Raw genomic sequence first — 22,380 nt, forward strand, 5'->3', positions numbered from 1 at the left:
AATGGAAGATAAAAATATTACTTTAAGAAATATAACTACTGAAATTGAAAATTCATTTTTAGATTATTCAATGAGTGTTATAGTATCACGAGCCTTGCCTGATGTAAGAGATGGTTTAAAACCAGTTCATAGACGTGTACTTTACGCATTTAACGAACTAGGATTAACACACGATAAACCATTTAGAAAATCAGCCACAGTTGTCGGGGAAGTTATGGGAAAATATCACCCTCACGGAGATTCTGCAACATACGGAACAATAGTTCGTTTAGCACAAGATTTTAATAGTAGATATCCAATGGTTGCAGGTCAAGGGAACTTTGGGTCTATTGACGGAGATAGTGCAGCAGCAATGCGTTATACCGAAGCAAAATTAAGTAAAATTGCAGCTGAAATGGTTCGAGATATAAATAAAGAAACTGTTGACTACCAAGATAACTATGACGGTTCAACAAAAGAACCAAAAGTTTTACCAGCTAGAATACCAAATTTACTTGTAAATGGTGGTTCTGGTATTGCTGTGGGTATGGCAACTAATATACCTCCTCATCATTTAGGGGAAGTTATTGACGGTGTTATTGCCTTGGCAGATAATTCAGAAATATCAATACCAGAATTAATGACTAAAATTAAGGGACCAGATTTTCCAACAAGAGCTTTAATTTTAGGGGAATCAGGGATTTCTAAGGCTTATCACACTGGACGTGGTTCAATAATAATGCGTGGTAAAACTAAAATTGAACAAATGAAAAATGGTAAAGAAAGAATTATAATTTCTGAGATACCTTATCAAGTAAATAAGGCAAAACTTGTAGAAAAAATTGCAGAGTTAGCACGTGATAAAAAAATAGAAGGAATTACAGATTTACGAGATGAAAGTAATTTAAAAGAGGGAATTAGAATAGTAATTGAACTTAGAAGAGATTCTAATAGTAATGTTATCTTGAATAATTTATTCAAACTAACTCCTTTGCAGTCATCTTTTGGTGTTAATATGGTTGCGCTTGTCAATGGAAAACCTAAAACTTTAAATTTAAAAGAAGTTTTATATCATTATTTAGAACACCAAAAAGAAGTTATTGTTCGTAGAACTAGATACGACTTAAAAAAAGCACAAGACAGAGCCCATATATTAGAAGGTTTGAGAATAGCATTAGATAATATTGATAGAATAATCGAATTAATTAGAGCATCTAAAACAACTGAAGAAGCTAGAAATGAACTTATGGTAAACTTTAATTTATCTGAATTGCAAGCACAAGCAATACTAGATATGAGATTGCAACGTTTAACAGGCTTGGAACGTTACAAAATAGAAGATGAGTACAATAAACTTATTGAATTAATTAAAGATTTAATAGATGTATTAAATAATGATGATAGAGTTCTTCAAATAATAAAAGATGAACTTTTAGAAATTAAAGAAAAATATAAAGACGCACGTCGTAGTATCATAGTAGAAGGTCAAATAGATGAAATAGAAAATGAAGATTTAATAGAGAGAGAACAAATAGTAATAACTCTATCATATAATCAATACATTAAACGTTTAGCAGCAAGTACATATAAATCTCAAGGTAGAGGTGGACGTGGCATAAATGGAATGACTACAAATGATGAAGATAATGTTGAATATATGCTAACTTGTTCAACTCATGACCATATACTATTCTTTACAGACAGAGGAAAAGTCTACACACTGAAAGGTTATGAAATTAATCAGATGAGTAGACAAGCAAAAGGAATACCTATAATAAATCTATTAGAAATAGATAAAGATGAAAAAGTAAATTCAATAATAGCTATTTCTGATTTACAGGAGTCAGATACTAATTTAGTATTTGTTACTAAATACGGAATTATAAAAAAATCAAATCTTGCAGATTACGCAAGTATAATGAAAAAAGGCAAAATAGCCTTAAAATTAGATGAAAATGATACCTTAATAGAAGTTCAGAAAGTTACTAAAAATGATGATATTATGATAGTAACGGCTGGAGGTCAAGCTATAAGAATTAATGAAGATAAGGTTCGACAAATGGGTAGAGTTAGTCGAGGTGTTAAAGGGATAACATTAGCTCTTGATGATTATGTAGTAGGTATGCAAATAATAAATAAGGCTAAAAAAATATTAACTGTAACAGAAAATGGTATAGGTAAAATCTCTAAAGAAAATGAATTTAGAGTTACTAACCGTGGAGGAAAAGGAATAAAGGTAGCAAAAATTTCTAAAAAAACAGGAAAAATAGTTTCTGTTAAATCAATTTCAGGAACAGAAGATTTAATGATAATGACAGACCAAGGAATTATTATAAGAATTGACATTTCTGTATTGAATACACTAGGAAGAACTGCAACAGGAGTAAAATTAATAAATCTTGTTGACGGTCAAAAAGTTGCTACGGTTACTTTAGCAGAAAAAGAAGAAATACTGGAAGAAAATTAATAAAAAGGAGTTAGTCTTTTGATTAACTCCTCTAGTATTAAATATTTATATATGAGGTGAGTGTGTTGGCTATTAAAAAATTAGAAAGTAGTAATAACAAAGATATTATTAATGAAGAAATAGAAATACTAACAGAATTATTAGATTCTGCTACTAAGAAAATTGTCACAGAAGAAACTCTAAATAAAATAAAAGAAATAAAAATATTAGCAGACATATCATATTATAAAGATTTAAAGAAAAAAGTTGAGTTGCTAAATAATGAAGAAATAGAAATAGTTGCTAGATATTTTTCTTTATTACCACTACTAATAAATATTTCTGAAGATGTTGATTTGGCTTATGAAATAAATTATAAAAATAATACTGACGAATTATATTTAGGGAAATTATCAAAAACGATAGAAGATGTTTCTAAACTAGATAATTGTAAAGAAATATTAGAAAAAGTTAATATAGTACCAGTTTTAACCGCTCATCCTACACAAGTTCAGCGTAAGAGTATGCTCGATTTGAATAATAAAATTCATAATTTATTAAGAAAACACAGAGATGTAAAATTAGGTTTAATAAATAAAGAAAAATGGTACAAAGAATTAAAAAGATATATAGAAATAATTGTACAAACAGATATTATTCGTGAAAAAAAATTAAAAGTACCCAATGAAATAAGTAATGTAATGCAATATTACAATACTTCATTATTGCAAGCTATTACGAGTTTATCAATAAAATACAAAAAATTAGCAGAAGAAAAGAATATAAATTTAGAAAATGTATCTCCTATTACAATGGGCATGTGGATAGGAGGAGATAGAGATGGAAATCCTTATGTAACAGCAGAAACTCTTGAAACTGCTGCTAGATTACAATTTGAAGTTGTAATTAGTTACTACAAAGAAAAAATATTTGATTTATACAGAGCCTACTCTATGTCAACTAATTTAATGGCTACAACAGAAGAACTAGAATTATTAGCAAAAAATTCATCTGACAATTCGGAATTTAGGGAAAAAGAACCTTACAGAAAAGCCCTGTATCAAATAAGTATTAAATTAGAAAATACACAAGCAATTCTATTTGAAGATGATGAACTAAGTAATAAAAATACTAAAGATTATTACAAAAATTCATCAGAATTGAAAAATGAATTACTTGTTGTAAAAAATTCTTTGATAATTAATGGCGGAAAAACTTTAGTAGAAGGTGATTTAGAAGAATTATTACAAGCAATAGATGTCTTTGGTTTTCACTTAGCTAGTATAGATATGCGTCAAGATTCAAGTGTACATGAAGAGTGTATTGCCGAGTTATTAAAATCAGCTAATATTGAATTAGATTATTCTTCACTTTCAGAAGAAGAAAAATGTAAAATATTGCTAAGACAAATAAAAGAAGACCCTAGATTATTATCAGCTACAAATATTGCAAAATCAGAAATACTAAAAAAAGAGTTGGAAATTTTTAAAAAAGCTAGAATTTTAAAAGATAAACTTGGAGATGATATAATTAAACAAAGTATAATATCTCATACAACAAGTGTGTCAGACTTGTTAGAGTTGTCAGTTTTACTTAAAGAAGTAGGGCTTGTAGAAAAAGAATTTTCTAGGATTCAAATAGTTCCTCTTTTTGAAACAATAGAAGACTTGAGAAATTCTGTTCAAGTTATGACCGATTATCTTAGTATAGATGTTGTTAAAGTTTGGGTAGAAGATAATAATACCTATCAAGAAATTATGCTAGGTTATTCTGATAGTAATAAAGATGGAGGATATTTATCTTCTGGTTGGACCTTGTATAAGGCTCAAAAGCAACTTTCTTCACTAGGTAAAAAATTTAATATTAATATAACATTTTTCCATGGTAGAGGAGGAACAGTAGGTCGTGGTGGTGGCCCTAGCTATGAATCTATATTATCCCAACCACTTGGAAGTTTAAATAATAAAATTAGAATAACAGAACAAGGAGAAGTTATAGGTACTAAGTACGGCAACAAAGATTCTGCTTATTACAATTTAGAAACTCTTATCTCTGCAACTATTGATAGAATTACAGGTAGTTTAGAAATATATAATACAAAAAAAATATATGAAGATGTAATGAATGAAGTAGTGTCAGATAGTTATAAATTATATAGAGATTTAGTTTTTGATAATAAGAATTTTTATGATTATTTTTTTGATGCAACACCGATTAAAGAAATTTCTAGTTTAAATATAGGATCAAGACCTGCCGCTAGAAAAATAATTACAGAAATAAGTGGTTTAAGAGCAATACCTTGGGTATTTTCTTGGTCGCAAAATAGGGTAATGCTCCCAGGTTGGTACGGAGTAGGTTCTTCTTTTGCAAATTATATAAAAAAAGATAAAAACAATTTATCAATTTTACAAAAAATGTATTTGGAATGGCCGTTTTTTAAATCATTACTATCAAATGTTGATATGGTACTTGCAAAAACAGATATGACCATAGCCAAAGAATATGCAAAATTATCTGGTAAAGATGATACGATAAAAGTATTTGAGATTATTCATAATGAATGGAAGATTACAAAAGATGTGATTTTAGCTATTCAAAATCATAAGGAATTATTAGAAGATAATGATTATTTACGTTACAGTTTAAAAAATAGATTGCCTTACTTTAATACCTTAAATTATATACAAATAGAATTAATTAAAAGAAATAGATTTAATAATATAAATTCTTATAAAAAATCTATACATACAACTATAAATGGAATAGCAACAGGATTAAGAAATTCTGGATAAAATAAAACTTGTACAATATAATCGTTGATATATTGTAGATACACAAAAATAATTTAATATAAAAAAATAGAAAGTATATCAACAAAAAATAACAAAAAAATTATTTACAGTTGGATACTTACAAAAAAGTAAAAAAGGAAAGATATTTTTATCTTTCCTTTTTGTTTTATTATCTATCACCATTAAAAATAGAATTTTTAACAATAACATAATCTACTTTTTGAAGAGAAGCTAAATTTTTTCCACCAGCATAAGAAATTGAAGATTGTAAATCTTGTTGCATTTCTATTAAGGTAGCAAATAAATCTCCCTTGTGTGAAGTTAGAATTTTTTTACCTTCAACATTTTTTCTTTCGCCTTTTTGGAATTCAGAAGCACTTCCGAAATATTCTTTAAATTTTTCACCATTAATTTCTATTGTTTCACCTGGACTTTGTTCATGACCAGCAAATAGAGAACCTATCATAACGAATGCTGCACCAAATCTAATAGATTTTGCAATATCTCCATGATTTCTTATTCCACCATCTGCAATTATAGGTTTACTTGCAGCTTTTTGACACCAACGAAGTGCAGCTAGTTGCCAACCTCCAGTACCAAATCCTGTTTTTAATTTTGTTATACAAACTTTTCCTGGTCCTATACCAACTTTTGTCGCATCTGCCCCAGCATTTTCTAATTCACGAACAGCTTCTGGTGTTCCAACATTTCCTGCTATTACAAATGAAGTTGGTAAATGTTCTTTTATAAATTTAATCATTTCAATTACTTTATTTGAGTGCCCATGTGCTATATCTATTGTAATGTATTCAGGAATTAAATTGTTTTCTTTAAGTTCTAATACAAAATCAAATTCTACTGGTTTGATACCAATACTTATAGATGAATATAATCCTAGTTCATTCATTCTTTTTACAAAATTTAATCTTCTTTCTGGATTAAATCTGTGCATTATGTAAAAATAACCCTTGCTTGCTAATTCTTCAGCAAGTTTTTCATCTATAATAGTCTGCATATTTGCAGGGACTACTGGTAATTTAAAAGTTCTATTTCCTAATTTAATTTCTGTATTACATTCAGACCTACTTTCAACTATACATTTGTTCGGAATTAATTGTACATCCTCATAGTCAAAAATTCTCATATCATTAATCATGGTCGTCCTCCAAAGTTTTGAATTTTGGTTATTTAAACCATAAATATATTACATTAATTTTAAAATTTTGTAAAGGAATTTTATAAAAAAATAAAAATATTCGTCTTTAAAATAAATTTTTATGTTTTTTGAATTTTAAATAAAACAAAAATCGAATTTTTAGTTTATATTAATATTCGTTTTTAATATTCCTTGCCAGCTTCTAATAATAAATCTGATTTATTGTGGTATTCTAAGGAAGTAGAAATTATTATTTTTATGGCTTGAACAAGTTTTTCAATTTCTATATATGGTGTTTGGTCATCGTGTACTTGTTCTTTGATATATGGAATATGAATAAATCCTGTTTTGAAATTATATTTTGTGTTAGATAAATATAGGGATTGATACATTATATGATTACAAACAAATGTTCCAGCACTGTTAGAAATTTCAGTAGGAATATTATTTTTTATTAATTCAGAGTATATAGCCTTTATAGGTAAGGTAGAAAAGTAGGCAGTTGAACCATTTTCTTGAATGATTTTATCAAGTGGTCGATTACCCTCATTATCTGCTATTCTTGCGTCATCAATATTTATTGCAACACGTTCTACAGCTATTTTTTTTCTGTCTTTACCACCAGCTTGACCAACACAAATTACTATATCTGGTTTGTGTGAATCTATTTCTTTTTTTAGCATTTCTGCACTCTTGTTAAATACTGTTGGAATTATTTTTTTAATTAGCAAAATATCATTTAATTTATCAGGCAATCTATACACTACTTCTGCAGATGAATTAAGTTTATCATTGCCAAATGCTTCAAAACCAGTTATTAGAACTTTCATTATTATATTCTCCTAAAAATATATTTTATTTGATTATAAATTAATATAATCTGCACGTCAACTGGGTTAATTTTAAAATTATAAAACTAAATTTTGTTTGAAAATTAAAATTTTAAGTGTTAATATAAAATGAGTAGGTGAGAATATATCAAGAGAAGAAAAATTTAAAAGTATTATTACTAATATTGATAATTCAGAATATCATACAATAGTTTCAATATTTGGAAATGTTGGTAAAGCTATTTGTATAATACTACTTGTATTACAAATGGGGAGGTCAGGTTCTACATTTCTATTTAAATGACTTCACAATTTTTCCAAACCCTGTATCCTAAAATTCCATTTACTTATGCTGTGTCGCTTATGAGAGAAGCGGTAGGCGGAGTATATTATCCTTCGGCTACAGGGGATATACTATATTTATTATTTTATTTTGTAATATTTTTACTTGCAGGATTGGGTGTAAATATATTCAAAGATTTAGTTAATAAACCGAGCAAAAATAAAGAAAAATATCCACTATTTTTATAAATAAAATATTTTACAAAACATTTTACATTGCAATTTCTTTTTCAATTTGTTATAATGTTATTTGCTAGGTGGGGAGTTAGCGGTGCCCTGTACTTGCAATCCGCTTTAGCAAGGCTGAATACCAAGATTCGGGTAGTTTGCGTGATGACGAGTTTAGCACGTGGTGTTGAGATTGAGGCATCTTATGACGTAATAATTATGAACCATGTCAGGTCAGGAATGAAGCAGCATTAAGTAATTTTTTACGGGTGTGAGTATTTGTCAAGGTTGAGCTGGCGACTAAACTAACGGTTGTGTTAGCTATTCAACTCTTGGTTGCATATTTGTTTTTATTTTAACCGACTAAGTCATTAGTCGGTTTATTTTTATAAAGGAGTTTAAAGATGTACGAGGGTAAAAATACAAAAGAACAAATAATAATTTTTATAAAATTATTATTTCCAGTATTAATTTATCAGATGATATCATACTCATCTAATATGATAGGAACATTTATGGCTGGACATTATAGTTCAAAAGATTTGGCTGGTATTAGTATGGGAGTTAATATTTGGAATCCTATTTTCTCAGTTATTTCTACCTTGGTAGTTGCTATTGTTCCCATAGTTTCTCATTTAGTTGGCAAAGGTAGAGAAAGTGAAATACCTACTAAGCTTAGACAGTTTATATACATAGCCTTAATAATTTCAACTGTAATAGCAGTAATCTTAAATTTATTTTCAGAAGTTTTGGTTGATAAGTTGGGTATCTCTTCTGAAATTTCAGGAATTACTAAAAATTTTTTAAAATATCAAAGTTATGGTTTAATACCAATAACTCTTTATGTAACATTGAGGTCTTTTATTGATAGTTTGGGACTGACTAGAATTTCTATGATTATGATGTTTATATATGTTCCAGTAAATATTTTACTTAGCTATGCCTTGATATTTGGTAAGTTTGGTTTTTATGAATTTGGTGGAGTAGGTATTGCCATCTCGGTAAACATCACCTACATATTTTCTTTGTTCTTGGCAATTTTTATAATATTAAATCATCCTAAAATAAAAAAATATAATATTTTTAAAATAGAGAAAATAAAATTTAAACATTGGCCAGAAATATTTAAGTTAGGACTACCCATGTCGCTTGCAGTTTTACTTGAAACTTTTATGTTTTCAGCCTTATCAATCATGATAAGTATTTTTGATACTTATACCATTGCTGCCCACCAAAGTTCTCTTAACTTTGCAGGTTTTTTATATTCTTTACCCATGAGTATTTCTAGTGCTTTAACCATAGTTGTATCCTATCACTTAGGAGCTAAAAATTATAAGCTAGCAAATAAATATGTAAATATTGGAACTTTAGTTTCGATAATATTTTCTGTAATAACGGCAGTGCTAATATTAATATTTAGGTCTAAAATACCATATCTATACGGAAGTGATGAAAGTTTTGTAATAATTGCAAAAGACTTATTAATATTTGTTGTAGGATTTGTAATTTTTGATTCTTTTTCAGCTTCCTTAGTTGGAGTTTTACGAGCTTATAAAAAAGTTTTACCTACTTGTTTTTCGCAGATAGTAGGATTTTATATTTTCGCTCTACCTCTAGCTTACTATTTAGTTTATATAAAAAAAATTGGAGTTTCAGGTTTATGGATATCGTGGGTTTTAGGATTAGGTATTTATTCAATATTAATGACAAGCTACTACGTTAAATTTTTAAGAAATAAATATACAAGATAATTTAATAATTTTTTGGAGTGATTTATAATGAAATTAAATTTTAAAAATGGAAAAATTTTACCTGTTTTAGTTTTTGTTGGAATTTATCTATTGTCCTTAATAGTTCTTCCTTATTCTAGTGTAAAATATTTTAAAATAAATAATACTGAAATGATTTATAATTTAATGCTACTATATAATTTTTTAGCAGCAGTTATAATTATATTTTTTACAAGTAAATATAAAATTAATTCTATTGAAAAAGAGGGAAGTAAATATAATATACTAATGTCAATATTTTTTTCAATACTTGGTTTCTTAGCCATGTATTTGCTACAAATATGTATAGGTATTTTATTACAGATATTTTCAAAAATTTTTGGTTTTGAAGTTGCTAGTCAAAACACAGCAGATATCGTAAAAATAATAAAAAAAATACCAATATTTTCAATTTATGTATTGATTTTAGCACCTATTTTAGAAGAATTAGTATTTAGAAAAATTATATTTGGTTATCTTTATGATATTTTATATAGCAAATACGAATGGATAAGATTTTTATTTGCAGCGGTATTATCTGGTATACTTTTTGCTATTCCACACGATGGATTTTCACCAGTCATGTTATTATATATAGCACTATCTATATTATTTTGTTTTTTATATAAAATTACTGGTAGAATATCTGTTTCGATAATAGCTCATTCTTTAATGAATTTAGTTGTTGTTTTAGCCCAGATATACCTTATTAAGTAGGTGATAAAATGAAAGCAAAAAATTGGTTGGCAATTAATTATTTTTTACAATATGCAGTTCAAGGAGTATTTTTTCAATATTGGTTAGTTTACTTAACAGGAGTGAAAAAACTTTCTATTTTAGAAGCAAGTGGTATTTTTTCTATGGTCTATCTAGCTAGATTTTTAGGAGGAGTATTTTTCGCATCATATTTAATAAGAGTATTTGGAATGAAAAAATCATATAGGATAATATCAATAGGCGGATTTTTAGCTACTCTTATGTACGGTTTTACAGATAGTAAATTAAGTTTAATAGTAGTTACATTTCTTATAGGAATAACATTTTTCACCCTAACGCCACTTACAGAAACAACAGCGTCAATATTTTTAAAAGAAGCGGGTATTGATTATGGTAAAGTTAGAGTTTTTGGTTCTTTTTCTTTTATGTTAATAGGTATTTCTGTCGGGGCAGTATTATATTACATTAATAATGATTTTATATATTATGCTATGGTATTTCTTGTAGGACTTTATTGTGTTTTTATATGTTCAAAAATGCCTAAATTAGTAGATACAATAAAAGTTTACGGCAATGAAAATAAAGAAAAAAATCTTTTTCTTGGATGAAAAATGACTATAATGCAATACTTATTATTTTAGTTTATTTCTTGCTACAATTAAGTCATTCAGCCTACAATAATTACAGCGTACTTTATATAGAAAGTCTTAATATTTCTAAGAAATGGCTTACGGGTTTAGTGGTAAATATATCTGTAATTTCAGAAATTATTTTTTTTATTTTTTCTAGTAAACTTGTTCGCAAAGTTGAAGCTAAAAATTTATTATTATTTTCTTGTTTTATTGCAAGTTTAAGATGGTTCTTACTCGGTATTTTTCAAAATGTATATATTTTTGCACTAACACAAGTTACTCACGCAATAACTTTTGCACTTGCACAACTAGCTTTTGTTTTAATATTAAATAGTAAATTTTCAGTTGATAAAACTCTGGATATGCAAAGCCTATATAGTTCTATTTGTTTTCAATTATCGGCTTTTATAGGAATGTATGTCGTAGGTTCTATTTGGGATACTAGCACACAGCTAGTATTTTATGTATCTTCGTTTATAGCTTTAATGGCATTAATAATTTCTTTTAAAATAAAATTTGAATAAATAAAAAGTAGTAGGTAAAAAAATATCTGCTACTTTATTATTTTATCAAAATCATTTTTCAATGAAGAAGTTATCAAAATAATTTTATTAGTTACAGGATGATTAAATTCTAATTTTAATGCACCCAGGTACATATTTTTAAATTTATAAAAATCTTTTGAATAAAGTTTATCTCCAACAATGCTAGAATTTAGATGTGCTAGATGAACTCTTATTTGATGAGTTCTTCCTGTTTCTAATGAAATACAAACTTTATAAAAATCTTTATTTAATTTTTCACATGAAAGAATATTAGTTATAGCTTGTTTACCTTGACTTACCACTGCCATTTTATTTTTTTCTATTCTATCCCTACCTATATTTGTCATAATTTGTTGAGGTTTTATATATTTTTTTATAATAGCCGAGTAAAATCTTTTTATATATTTTTTCTCCAGCATATAATCTAGTTTTGATTTAATTAAGGGGCTTTTAGCAAAAATTACAAGCCCGCAAGTATCGGTATCTAATCTGTGTATTGGTTCTAAATAAATATAGTCTTTTATTAAATAGTTGAGCAGTGTATTATCTTCTACTTCTTTATCGTTAGGATGAGTTTTTATTCCGAAGGGTTTAGAAACAACTAGTAAAAAATCATCTTCATATTCTTTTGTAATTTTTATTTCATCATTAATTTTATATTTTGATTTAGCTAAAATAATATTTATTTTTATTACATCATTTTTTTTGACAGTCTCTTCTAATTTAACGATTTTTCCATTTAATGTTACTGCTTCTTTTTCCATATTAATTTTATGAATATTTTTTTTCGACAGCATTAAAAAATTTTGTAAAAATAATCTTACACTCTTGTAATCTTCCTTAGCAACAAATTTCATTTTAAATTCCATTCTAATTTTAATATTATAAATTTAATTTTAACATTAATAATTTTTTTTGTAAAATTGAAAAATAAGTATTGTCAAAAAAGGTCAGAGGTTGTATAATAATTTTACAGTCAAAAAAGGTCAAAATAAAAATTATAAATTTGTTAAGGAGGTTTCTATGATTAATATTGATAAAATGACACTTGCTGTAAAAGAAATTCTAGCTAAAACACAAGAAAAAGCCTTAGAAATAAAAAGTCAAAATATAACATCAGATATGTTAATATTGTCAGCTCTTAAGTCAAAAAATTTATTTTCAGATATTTTAAACAGAATAAATATTGATAGTAAAAGTTTAAAATATGAATTAGAACAAGAATTATTAAAAATAAATGATGTTGTTGGAGAAAATATAAATTATGGGGCTTATATGTCAAATGATTTAATAGCTTTATTAAATGAAGCAGACAAGTATAGAGAAAAAAATAAGGATGAATTTCTTTCTGCTGAGCATTTACTTTTAGGGGCATATATTAAGAATGCTATTTTTAAAAAATATTTAGATAAGGTATCTAGCTTAAAAGATTTAATAATTTTAATTGAAAAAATTAGAGGAGGTAAAAAGGTAATGAATGATAATCCAGAAATCACTTATGAAGTTTTAGAAAAATACGGTCGTGATTTAGTTGAAGAAGTAAAAACAGGTAAGATAGACCCGGTGATTGGTAGAGATGATGAAATTAGAAATTTAATTAGAATACTATCGAGAAAAACAAAAAACAATCCAGTTTTAATAGGAGAACCAGGTGTCGGAAAGACGGCTATTGTTGAAGCATTAGCACAGAGAATTGTAAGAGGTGATGTTCCAGAATCACTAAAAAATAAAACTGTTTTTGAATTAGACTTACCTAGTTTGGTTGCTGGTGCAAAATATCGTGGAGAATTTGAAGAAAGATTAAAAGCAGTTTTAGAAGAAATTAAGGAACATAATGGCAATATAATTTTATTTATTGATGAAATTCACATGCTAGTAGGTGCTGGTAAAACAGACGGAGCCATGGATGCTGGGAATATTTTAAAACCTATGCTAGCCAGAGGAGAGTTACGTTGTATAGGTGCAACCACACTTAATGAATATAGAAATTATATAGAAAAAGATTCAGCCCTAGAAAGACGTTTCCAAAAGATTTTAGTAAAAGAACCAAATGTTGATGATACAATTTCTATTTTAAGAGGTTTAAAAGAAAGATTCGAAATATATCATAATGTAAAAATTTCAGATAGGGCAATAGTTTCAGCAAGTAAATTATCTAATAGGTACATAACGGATAGATTTTTACCAGACAAGGCGATTGATTTAATAGACCAAGCATGTGCGACTATTAAAACAGAAAATTCTTCTAACCCTGTTGAATTAGATAGTATTAACAGAAAAGTAATGCTCTTAGAAATAGAAGAAAAAGCCCTATCCCAAGAAAATGATGAAATTTCTAAAAAACGTATTTTAGGAGTAAAAGAAGAACTAGCAGAACTAAGAGAAAAACAAAAAAAATTACAACTACAAGTTGACAAAGAAAAAGAAAAACTTGAAGCTCTTAGTAAGATTAGGTATGAAATTGACAAGGTTAAACTAGAATTAGAAAGGGCAGAAAATTCTTATAATCTTGAAAAAGCCTCAGAATTAAAATATGCAACCTTACCTAAATTAGAAAATGAATTATCAAATTTAGAAAAAGAATTAGACTTAAATGAAAATAAACTTTTAAAACAAGAAGTTACAGAAGAAGATATTTCTTACATAATAAGTCAGATGACTGGCATCCCCCTATCTAAGTTAATAGAAACAGAAAAAGAAAGACTTTTAAACTTAGAAGCAACTTTACACGAAAGAGTATTAGGTCAAGATGATGCGGTAGCTAGTGTAACAAATGCAATTCTTAGGTCAAGAGCAGGAATTTCAGACCCGAATAGACCCATAGGTTCATTTTTATTCTTAGGACCTACTGGCGTAGGAAAAACAGAATTAGCAAAATCCTTAGCCTTAAATTTATTTGATGATGAAAAAAATATTGTCAGAATAGATATGAGCGAATACATGGAAAAACATTCTGTAAGTAGATTAATTGGAGCTCCTCCTGGTTATGTGGGTTATGAAGAGGGCGGTCAACTAACTGAAATTGTCAGAAGAAATCCCTACTCTATAATATTATTAGATGAAGTAGAAAAAGCACATACAGATGTATTTAATATTTTACTTCAATTATTGGATGAGGGCAGTCTTACAGATTCTAAAGGAGTAAAAGTTGATTTTAAAAATACTATAATAATTATGACCTCTAACATAGGTTCACTAGAATTATTAGAAAATCATTCAGAAGAAAAAATTTCAGAATTGACTAAAGAAATAATAAAAAATAAATTATACACTTATTTCAAACCAGAAATTTTAAATAGGATAGATGATATAATAATATTCAATCCTCTAACAGAAAATAATGTAAAAGATATAACGAGAAAATTATTAAAAGATTTGGCAGGACGTTTATATAATCAAAATATTAATTTATATTATGACGATAATATTTTAACGTGGGTTGCAAAATCATCTTATGATAAAAATTTTGGAGCAAGACCAATAAAAAGATTTATACAAGCAAATATAGAAAACATCTTAGCAAAAGAAATAATAAAAAAATTTGATAATAAAAAAATTGATATTAAAATAATATTCACGAATAAATTAGAAGTATATATTGATAAAAACACAGATTAATTTCTGTGTTTTTATTATTTTCTTTTTAAAAGTAATATTCCGTGATATAATTTTATTAAACTTATAAAGGAGTAGTGCAATGTCTAATATTAAAATTAGAATGGCAAAAGTTTCTGATTCTCAAGAATTAGTAAATATATATATAAATATTATGTAGAAGAAACAAATATAACTTTTGAGTATGACCTGCCTAGTGTTGATGAATTTTCTAATAGAATAAAAAAAATTTTAGAAAAATATCCCTACCTAGTTGCCCAAAAAAATGGCAAGATAGTTGGCTACACTTATGCAAATTCTTTTAAAGAACGTGTTGCTTATGATTGGAGTGTAGAATTATCAATTTATGTTGATGTCAATGAAAAAGGGCAAGGTATAGGGCAAATGCTGTATAATAAATTACTAGAAATTCTTAGAAAACAAAATATTGTAAATGTATTATCTTGCATTACTTACCCCAACGAAAGTATCATTATTTTTCATGAAAAAAATAATTTTAAAAAAGTTGCTCATTTTAAAAAAGTTGGTTACAAATTTGGAGCTTGGCATGATGTTGTTTGGTATGAAAATTCAATACTAAATTATAAGGATAAGCCTGAAAAAGTAAAATGGATTAATGAAATAAAGGAGTTTATATAATGATGATAGAGCAAATACTAAATACTTATTATGCAGATTATGAAAATAAACCTTTTATTTCTAGTGATAGAGATTTTGATACTTGGTTTAAAGAAGTAAGTGTGTCTAAATCAAAGTTAGTTCCTAAAAGGAATATGCAGTTTACAAAAGAAAATTTACTAGCTGGAGATATTATATTACTTTGGAGAATAAATTTTGGAACTTTCACGACTGAAAGTATAAAGACTGGTTATTATCCTAAATATTTTGAATATAGCTATGGCATAGATGCACCTAGTAATTTAAAAAAATTATTAGAAGATGGATATGTACTTATCAATACTTTGTTAAATTCTTTAGAACATAATAAAATGGATAATTTAAAAGTAGCTTTAAAATCTAAAAATATTAAGGGCATATCAAAACTTAATAAGAAAGAATTACATAGTTTAATTAAAAATAATTTTTCTGAAGAAGAACTAGAACAATTTATATCAGTTAGACTATATAGTTTAACTGATAAAGGAATATTAGCATTAAAAAATAATCAAGAAATAGTAGATAGGCACCCTAAAAAGAAATTTTAAAAAGAAGGTGAATATATGAAAGTAGCTGTTATAGCAGGAACACCCATAGATACAGAATTTGGAGAAAATATTTTAAAAGAAGCTGGCTATAAGGACATAATTGGAATAGCTGTATCAAATAATCCGGTAGAGCAAACAATATTTCAAGCTGCAAGTGATGAATATAAAGAACTACATATAAACAAAATTTTATTGTCGCTAAAAAATAAGTCTTGCAGTAATTTATTTGTATATTGTAATTCTCTTAGTGGGGCTGTTGACTTTAAAAAATTGGCAAAGAAAAATGCTATTAATGTAGTTACGCCTCTAAACGTTTATGAAGATATGGCAAATAAATTTAACAAGGTTGCGGTATTAGCAGCCAATGCTCAAGGACTTGCTGGAATTGAAAAAGTTATGATGACTAAAAATCCTAATCTTGTATTTATAGGCTTTACTTTTTTAGAAATGGTAAAATCAATAGAAAAGAAAGAAGATATTTCTAAAATAGCAAGGGACTTTAAGTTTAAAGAATTGACTGAATTAATAGAATTATACAAGGTAGAAAAAATAATATTAGGTTGTACACATTTCCCTTACATAGAAAAAGAATTAGCAAAGTATACAAATATTGATATACTCAATCCTGCTAAATATATGTTGACCAAGTTAAAAGAAAGGTAGAAAAATATGAAAGATATAAAATGCCCCAACTGTGGAGAAAGTTTTAATATAGATGATAATAAGTATGAAAATATTGTAACCCAAATAAAAAATAAAGAATTTACTGAAGAATTAAATTCTCGTATTAAGCAAGCAGAACAACACTACAAAAAAGATATTGAACTATTAGAAGAAAAAGCCAATAATAAAATAGAAAAAATCTTGACAGAAAAAGAAGCGGATATCCTATCTTTAAAAGCAGTAATTGAAAGTCATGAAAAAGATAAAGAATTAGAAATTATAAACGCACAAAAATCACTAGAAGAAAAAATTAGAGAACAAGAGAAAAAAATATTAGAGTTAGAGGCTAAGAATAAAGAATTATTTAATGAAAAAGAAGCAGAAATTAAAAAATTAATTGAAAGTAGCGATATGAAAATAGCTTTAGAAGTAAATAAGGCTATCTTAGATAAGGATAAAGAACTATCAGAATATAAAAATAAATTAGAATTGCAAGATATACAAAATGAATTATCTAAAAAATCATTACAAGAAAAATTTGATATAGAATTAAGACAAAAAGATGAAGCAATAGCATTTTATAAAGATTTTAAGGCAAAACAATCTACAAAAATGCTGGGAGAAAGTTTAGAGCAACATTGTGAAATAGAATTTAACAAGTTGCGTATGACGGCTTTTCCAAATGCTGTATTTGAAAAAGACAATGATGCAAAAACAGGCAGCAAGGGTGATTATATTTATCGTGAATTTGACAAATTAGGAATTGAAATAATTTCTATTATGTTTGAGATGAAAAATGAAAATGACCAGACTGCCACTAAGAAAAAAAATGAACATTTTTTAAAAGAATTAGACAAGGATAGAAATGAAAAAAAATGTGAGTATGCTGTCCTAGTTTCTATGCTGGAATCAGATAATGAACTCTATAATAACGGAATAGTTGACGTATCTTATCAGTATCCTAAAATGTATGTGGTTAGACCACAATTTTTTATTCCGATAATTACACTTTTAAGAAATGCGGCACTTAATTCTTTAGAATACAAAAGAGATGCAGCTATAATGAGAGAACAAAATATAGATATAGCAAATTTTGAAGAAGATTTAGAAAAATTCAAGTTATCATTTTCTAGAAATTATCAATTAGCTAGCAAAAAATTTAAAACTGCAATAGATGAAATAGATAAGACTATAAGTCATTTGCAAAAAACAAAAGAAGCCTTGCTATCTTCAGACAATAATCTAAGAATAGCTAACAATAAGGCTGAAGAAATTACAATAAAAAAATTAGTAAGAAAAAATCCAACAATGAAAGAAAAATTTGATAATTTGAATAAAAGCAAAAAATAGGTGATAATATGCGTAAAAGAAATAATCTTACCATGGGTATAATATGTATTTTGATTTCTGCGTTAGGTTTTGCTCTAATGTCATTTTTTGTTAAGTTATCTGGAGATTTGCCAGTTACACAAAAAGCATTTTTTAGAAATTTAATAGCGGTCTTAATAGCATTTCTTCCCATAATAAAAAAACATAATAGCATAGTATATCCCAAAGGAAAAAAGTCTTGGTTAGTTCTTTTTTTAAGAGCAAGTACAGGGACAATAGGTTTGTTATGTAATTTTTATGCAGTATCACATTTACATTTAGCTGACGCTTCTGTAATACAAAGGCTATCACCTTTTGTGATTATAATCTTATCGTATTTTATTTTTAAAGAAAATGTAAGTTTATTACAAATGACAACTATAAGTTTAGCTTTTATAGGTGTAGTACTCGTAATAAAACCCAGTTTTGAAAATTTTATGTCTTTAGGAGCCTTGGCAGGACTTGGAACAGCATTTTTCTCAGGTTTTGCCTACACTTGCGTTAGGTATCTAGGTAAAAAAAATATATCAGCTGAATTTATTATCTTATTTTTTTCTGTTTTTTCTTGTTTAGCTACTTTTCCTTTTATGCTGGTAAATTTTAAGGAAATGAGTTATTATCAAATTATGATTTTATTATTTGTAGGAATTACAGGAGCTATCGGTCAATTTGGAGTTACTTATGCCTACAAGTATTCTTCAGCAAATAAAATTTCAATATTTGACTACACACAAATAATATTTTCAGGAACTTTAGGATTTATATTTTTCAATGAGATACCAGATTTTTTAAGTTTATTAGGTTATTTAATTATAATAGCAATGGGTTTTATATTAACATTCTATAAAAGGTAATTACAGGAGAGAAGATTATGAAAAAATATTTACTTGCAATGCCACTACTGATTTTTATTATTCTACTATTTTTTACTGGAGAAACTATAAATGATAGTAATACGGAAATTAAATTTAATAGGGATAATATTATAGGAGTAAAACAACCCTATCCATTTCTACAAAGAGAAGAAGATGTAAATTTAGATTTGAAAGAATATGCTAATGAAAATACAAAAGCTAAGTATATCGCAGATAATTTGTATCGTTTACCACTAACTTATAGAAAAATGTTAGCAAATAATAAAGACGTTACAGATTATATATACGGTTATTTAAATGGCAGTAGAGTTCCTTATAGTCAAGGAGAAACGGTAGGACTTGGAAGAAATTATCCCCTATACATACAGTGGGATAGAAGATGGGGTTATAATAAATTAGGAGAAACTGATATTTCAATAAGGGGTTGTGGACCAACTGTTGTTGCCATGTTACTATCAGGAGAACTTAAGGATATGTCCATAACTCCTGATGTTATTTCTGAAATAGAAGACAAGGCAGGATATTTCACACCGGACGGAACTAGCTGGGGATTTTTTAAATATATAGCAAGATACTATAAAATGAATTATGCAGAAATACCAGTAAATAAAAATTCTATCGACAAGACTTTAAAACAAAATAAACCAATTATAGCTTCAGTAAAACCAGGAAAATTTACTACTGTAGGTCATATAATTCTTATAGTTGGTATTGATAAAGATGGTAACTATATTATAAATGACCCTAATTCTTTGGGTAGAACTTTAAAACCTTGGAGCTACGACGAATTAAAAGTAGAATTAAGAGCCTTATGGTCAATAAGTAAATAGTAGTTTGTATGAAAATCTTTTACTATTTTTTTATTTATGATATAATTATAGAATAAGGAGAGAAATATATGTTATATAAAATTTCTGATAATGTATATTATAGTAAGCATAGATTTACTTATTTAGAACCAGCCATAGGTTATGTAAAAGGTGATAAATACTCAATAATGATAGATGCAGGTAATAGTAAAGAGCAGATAGAAAGATTTTATGAAGATTTAAAATCTAATAACTTGCCACTTCCTATCTATACAGTATTAACTCATCATCACTGGGACCACAGTTTTGGTGCAACCTATATCAATAACACTATAATATCTTCTAAAAAAACAAAAAGCTATCTTGAAGAGATGAGTAAATGGAATTGGGATTACAAGAGTATAGATTACAGAGTAGAACAAAATTTAGAAACAGAATTTAGTGCTAATGTAATGAAAAAAGTATATGCTAATAAAAAAATACAAATAAAAATTCCTGACATAGCAAAAATTAGTGATTTTACTATCAACTTGGGAGATAATGTTGTTTATTTTTATGCAAATGATAACTCTCATTCTGATGATGCATTATTAATTTATGTAAAAAAAGATAGGGTATTATTTTTGGGAGATAGCCATTCTAAAAGTTATAAAACTAAGCCGATGTCCTTTGATAAAATAAAATTATTTAATTATATAGAATTTATTAGTCAATTAGACTTTGAATATGCAGTTCCAGGACATGGAAATCTTTATACAAAAAATAAATTAATAGAGGAGTTAGAAAAAGAATACAATAATATAATTTAAAGGAGGTGTAAGAATGTATATTGCTAGTGATAAATTATATTTAATAGACTTAGTGCTTTTGCTACTAATGTTTTTAAGTTTTTGCCAACAGATGTTTTCTAAAAAATTTAACATGTATGGTATTTTATCAGCATTATCTTTAGCAGCATATATAGCTATTCATACAGTTCAATCTGGAATAAATATATTTGTTTTAGTTCTATTTATTGCTTCTATTTTGCTTATAATAGCAGAGTTATTTGTTCCTGGTGGTATATTGGGAGTATTTGGAACTATAACATTAATTTATTCTATAATTGAAGTTAATAATGAATCCTATACAATTACTTTTATAATTATAATTTCATTTATAGTGTCTAGTATTTGGTGTTTTATTAATATTTATTTGTTTAAAAATAAATTTTTATTCTTAAATAAACTTGTTTTAAATGAAAAAATTACAACAGATGCAGGCTATGTTGCAAAGGAAAGCGACCTAACTTTAATAAATAAAGAATTAATTGCTTTTACAGATTTAAGACCATCAGGGATAGCAATATTTGAAAATGAAAAATATGATGTTGTAACGGAAGGTGAGTTTGTAGAAAAAGGAAATAAATTAATTGTAATTAAAGTTGAAGGTATGCGAATAATAGTTAGAAAAAAATAAAAGGAGATGATTAATATGATGCCAGAGGCAATTTTCACAGGTGTAATAGTTATTGTTTGTATAATAATTATTTCGGTATTTTTTACATTTTTCCCATTGGGATTATGGATTAGTGCAATAGCGGCTGGGGTAAAGGTAAGTATTTTTACTCTTGTTGGTATGAGATTGCGTAGGGTTGTTCCGAGTAGAGTTATAAATCCTATGATAAAAGCTCATAAGGCTGGTTTAGAAGTAACTATAAATCAACTTGAAAGTCATTATTTGGCTGGTGGTAATGTTGATAGAGTTATTAACGCCTTAATTGCAGCTCACAGAGCTAACATAGTAAGTTTATCATTTGAACGTTGTGCAGCCATAGACTTAGCAGGTAGAGATGTACTTCAAGCAGTTCAAATGAGTGTTAATCCAAAAGTTATAGAAACCCCATATATAGCTGGGGTAGCTATTAACGGTATAGAAGTAAAGGCTAAAGCACGTATAACTGTTCGTGCTAATATAGAAAGATTAGTCGGTGGTGCTGGAGAAGATACGGTTATAGCTCGTGTTGGGGAAGGTATCGTTTCTACTATCGGTTCATCAGGTTCTCACACAGTAGTGCTAGAAAATCCTGATAGAATTTCTAAAACAATTTTAGAAAAAGGTTTAGATGCAGGAACAGCTTTTGAAATATTATCTATTGATATTCTTGATGTTGATATTGGTCAAAATATAGGTGCAAATCTACAAACTGAACAAGCCATAGCTGACAAAAATATAGCTCAAGCAAAAGCAGAACAAAGAAGAGCAATGGCAGTAGCCCAAGAACAAGAAATGAAAGCTCGTATTCAAGAAATGCGTGCAAAAGTAGTTGAAGCAGAAGCTGAACTTCCTTTAGCAATGGCTAAAGCATTCCGTGAAGGTAATTTAGGAGTTATGGACTACATGAATTATAAAAACTTAGAAGCTGATACAGGAATGAGAGATTCAATAAAGAAAATGTCACAAGAAGGGATGCAAGAAAATAAATAGGAG

At 27.2% G+C, this 22,380-nt stretch carries 20 protein-coding genes and 1 other RNA gene; 18 read left to right on the forward strand and 3 right to left on the reverse strand.

Features of this window, described 5'->3' with window-relative positions; genetic code table 11:
- The first annotated feature begins 1 nt into the window (after window position 1).
- Both gyrA and ppc read left to right on the forward strand, forming a co-directional pair.
- Window positions 2–2,446, forward strand: coding sequence for a DNA gyrase subunit A (gene gyrA / locus KMP12_RS00415; RefSeq protein WP_215755766.1), 2,445 nt, complete (start codon window positions 2–4; stop codon window positions 2,444–2,446).
- Window positions 2,447–2,508: 62 nt separating this feature from the next.
- On the forward strand, window positions 2,509–5,217 hold the full coding sequence (gene ppc / locus KMP12_RS00420; RefSeq protein ID WP_371821634.1) for a phosphoenolpyruvate carboxylase: 2,709 nt from the start codon (window positions 2,509–2,511) through the stop codon (window positions 5,215–5,217).
- Between the two features lie 169 nt (window positions 5,218–5,386).
- Here ppc and guaC read toward each other — a convergent pair whose 3' ends face one another.
- Both guaC and pcp read right to left on the reverse strand, forming a co-directional pair.
- A complete protein-coding gene (gene guaC / locus KMP12_RS00425; protein WP_371821636.1) occupies window positions 5,387–6,361 on the reverse strand; it encodes a GMP reductase in 975 nt (324 codons plus the stop codon).
- A gap of 194 nt (window positions 6,362–6,555) precedes the next feature.
- Window positions 6,556–7,203 (reverse strand): pyroglutamyl-peptidase I, encoded by a 648-nt coding sequence (gene pcp, locus KMP12_RS00430; protein ID WP_215755769.1) that lies wholly within the window; start codon window positions 7,201–7,203, stop codon window positions 6,556–6,558.
- Window positions 7,204–7,503: 300 nt separating this feature from the next.
- On the opposite strand from pcp, the gene KMP12_RS07455 reads away from it, so the two are divergent.
- The 6 genes from KMP12_RS07455 (at window position 7,504) to KMP12_RS07465 (ending at window position 11,355) form a co-directional block, all read left to right on the forward strand.
- A complete protein-coding gene (locus KMP12_RS07455) occupies window positions 7,504–7,734 on the forward strand; it encodes an ABC-2 transporter permease (RefSeq protein WP_252344641.1) in 231 nt (76 codons plus the stop codon).
- Between the two features lie 59 nt (window positions 7,735–7,793).
- Window positions 7,794–8,057, forward strand: an RNA gene (ffs, locus tag KMP12_RS00440) — signal recognition particle sRNA large type.
- Window positions 8,058–8,117: 60 nt separating this feature from the next.
- Window positions 8,118–9,464: an MATE family efflux transporter gene (locus KMP12_RS00445; protein ID WP_215755770.1), complete on the forward strand. Its 1,347-nt coding sequence runs from the start codon at window positions 8,118–8,120 to the stop codon at window positions 9,462–9,464.
- 27 nt (window positions 9,465–9,491) lie between these two features.
- Window positions 9,492–10,199 carry a CPBP family intramembrane glutamic endopeptidase gene (locus tag KMP12_RS00450; RefSeq protein ID WP_215755771.1) on the forward strand — a complete coding sequence of 236 codons (708 nt, stop codon included), beginning with the start codon at window positions 9,492–9,494 and terminating at the stop codon, window positions 10,197–10,199.
- An 8-nt stretch (window positions 10,200–10,207) separates the two neighbouring features.
- Window positions 10,208–10,807, forward strand: a complete 600-nt coding sequence (locus KMP12_RS07460) for an MFS transporter (protein ID WP_252344642.1) — start codon at window positions 10,208–10,210, stop codon at window positions 10,805–10,807.
- A complete protein-coding gene (locus KMP12_RS07465; protein WP_252344643.1) occupies window positions 10,804–11,355 on the forward strand; it encodes an MFS transporter in 552 nt (183 codons plus the stop codon). The genes KMP12_RS07460 and KMP12_RS07465 overlap by 4 nt, the downstream gene beginning before the upstream one ends.
- A 29-nt stretch (window positions 11,356–11,384) precedes the next feature.
- Here KMP12_RS07465 and KMP12_RS00460 read toward each other — a convergent pair whose 3' ends face one another.
- Window positions 11,385–12,233, reverse strand: a complete 849-nt coding sequence (locus KMP12_RS00460) for an RluA family pseudouridine synthase (RefSeq protein ID WP_215755772.1) — start codon at window positions 12,231–12,233, stop codon at window positions 11,385–11,387.
- Window positions 12,234–12,402: 169 nt separating this feature from the next.
- On the opposite strand from KMP12_RS00460, the gene KMP12_RS00465 reads away from it, so the two are divergent.
- The 10 genes from KMP12_RS00465 (at window position 12,403) to floA (ending at window position 22,377) form a co-directional block, all read left to right on the forward strand.
- Window positions 12,403–14,994, forward strand: a complete 2,592-nt coding sequence (locus KMP12_RS00465; RefSeq protein ID WP_371821637.1) for an ATP-dependent Clp protease ATP-binding subunit — start codon at window positions 12,403–12,405, stop codon at window positions 14,992–14,994.
- Window positions 14,995–15,180: 186 nt separating this feature from the next.
- Window positions 15,181–15,630, forward strand: a complete 450-nt coding sequence (locus tag KMP12_RS00470) for a GNAT family N-acetyltransferase (RefSeq protein WP_252344647.1) — start codon at window positions 15,181–15,183, stop codon at window positions 15,628–15,630.
- Complete coding sequence (locus KMP12_RS00475; RefSeq protein ID WP_215755774.1) at window positions 15,630–16,196, forward strand: hypothetical protein; 567 nt, start codon at window positions 15,630–15,632, stop codon at window positions 16,194–16,196. Before KMP12_RS00470 ends, KMP12_RS00475 begins: the two co-directional genes overlap by 1 nt.
- Window positions 16,197–16,211: 15 nt before the next feature.
- Window positions 16,212–16,859: an aspartate/glutamate racemase family protein gene (locus KMP12_RS00480; protein WP_215755775.1), complete on the forward strand. Its 648-nt coding sequence runs from the start codon at window positions 16,212–16,214 to the stop codon at window positions 16,857–16,859.
- Window positions 16,860–16,865: 6 nt separating this feature from the next.
- Window positions 16,866–18,209, forward strand: a complete 1,344-nt coding sequence (locus KMP12_RS00485; protein WP_215755776.1) for a DUF2130 domain-containing protein — start codon at window positions 16,866–16,868, stop codon at window positions 18,207–18,209.
- An 8-nt stretch (window positions 18,210–18,217) separates the two neighbouring features.
- Window positions 18,218–19,081 (forward strand): DMT family transporter, encoded by an 864-nt coding sequence (locus tag KMP12_RS00490; RefSeq protein ID WP_252344644.1) that lies wholly within the window; start codon window positions 18,218–18,220, stop codon window positions 19,079–19,081.
- Between the two features lie 17 nt (window positions 19,082–19,098).
- Complete coding sequence (locus KMP12_RS00495) at window positions 19,099–19,932, forward strand: C39 family peptidase (RefSeq protein ID WP_215755777.1); 834 nt, start codon at window positions 19,099–19,101, stop codon at window positions 19,930–19,932.
- Window positions 19,933–20,000: 68 nt separating this feature from the next.
- The gene (locus KMP12_RS00500) at window positions 20,001–20,720 is read left to right on the forward strand and encodes an MBL fold metallo-hydrolase (protein WP_215755778.1); all 720 of its coding nucleotides are present in this window, start codon (window positions 20,001–20,003) and stop codon (window positions 20,718–20,720) included.
- Between the two features lie 13 nt (window positions 20,721–20,733).
- Window positions 20,734–21,369: an NfeD family protein gene (locus KMP12_RS00505; RefSeq protein WP_215755779.1), complete on the forward strand. Its 636-nt coding sequence runs from the start codon at window positions 20,734–20,736 to the stop codon at window positions 21,367–21,369.
- Window positions 21,370–21,387: 18 nt separating this feature from the next.
- A complete protein-coding gene (gene floA, locus KMP12_RS00510) occupies window positions 21,388–22,377 on the forward strand; it encodes a flotillin-like protein FloA (RefSeq protein ID WP_215755819.1) in 990 nt (329 codons plus the stop codon).
- The last annotated feature ends 3 nt before the right edge of the window (window positions 22,378–22,380 follow it).

Origin of the sequence: Gemella sp. zg-1178, assembly GCF_018790995.1 — a bacterium.
Classification (GTDB): Bacteria; Bacillota; Bacilli; order Staphylococcales; family Gemellaceae; genus Gemelliphila.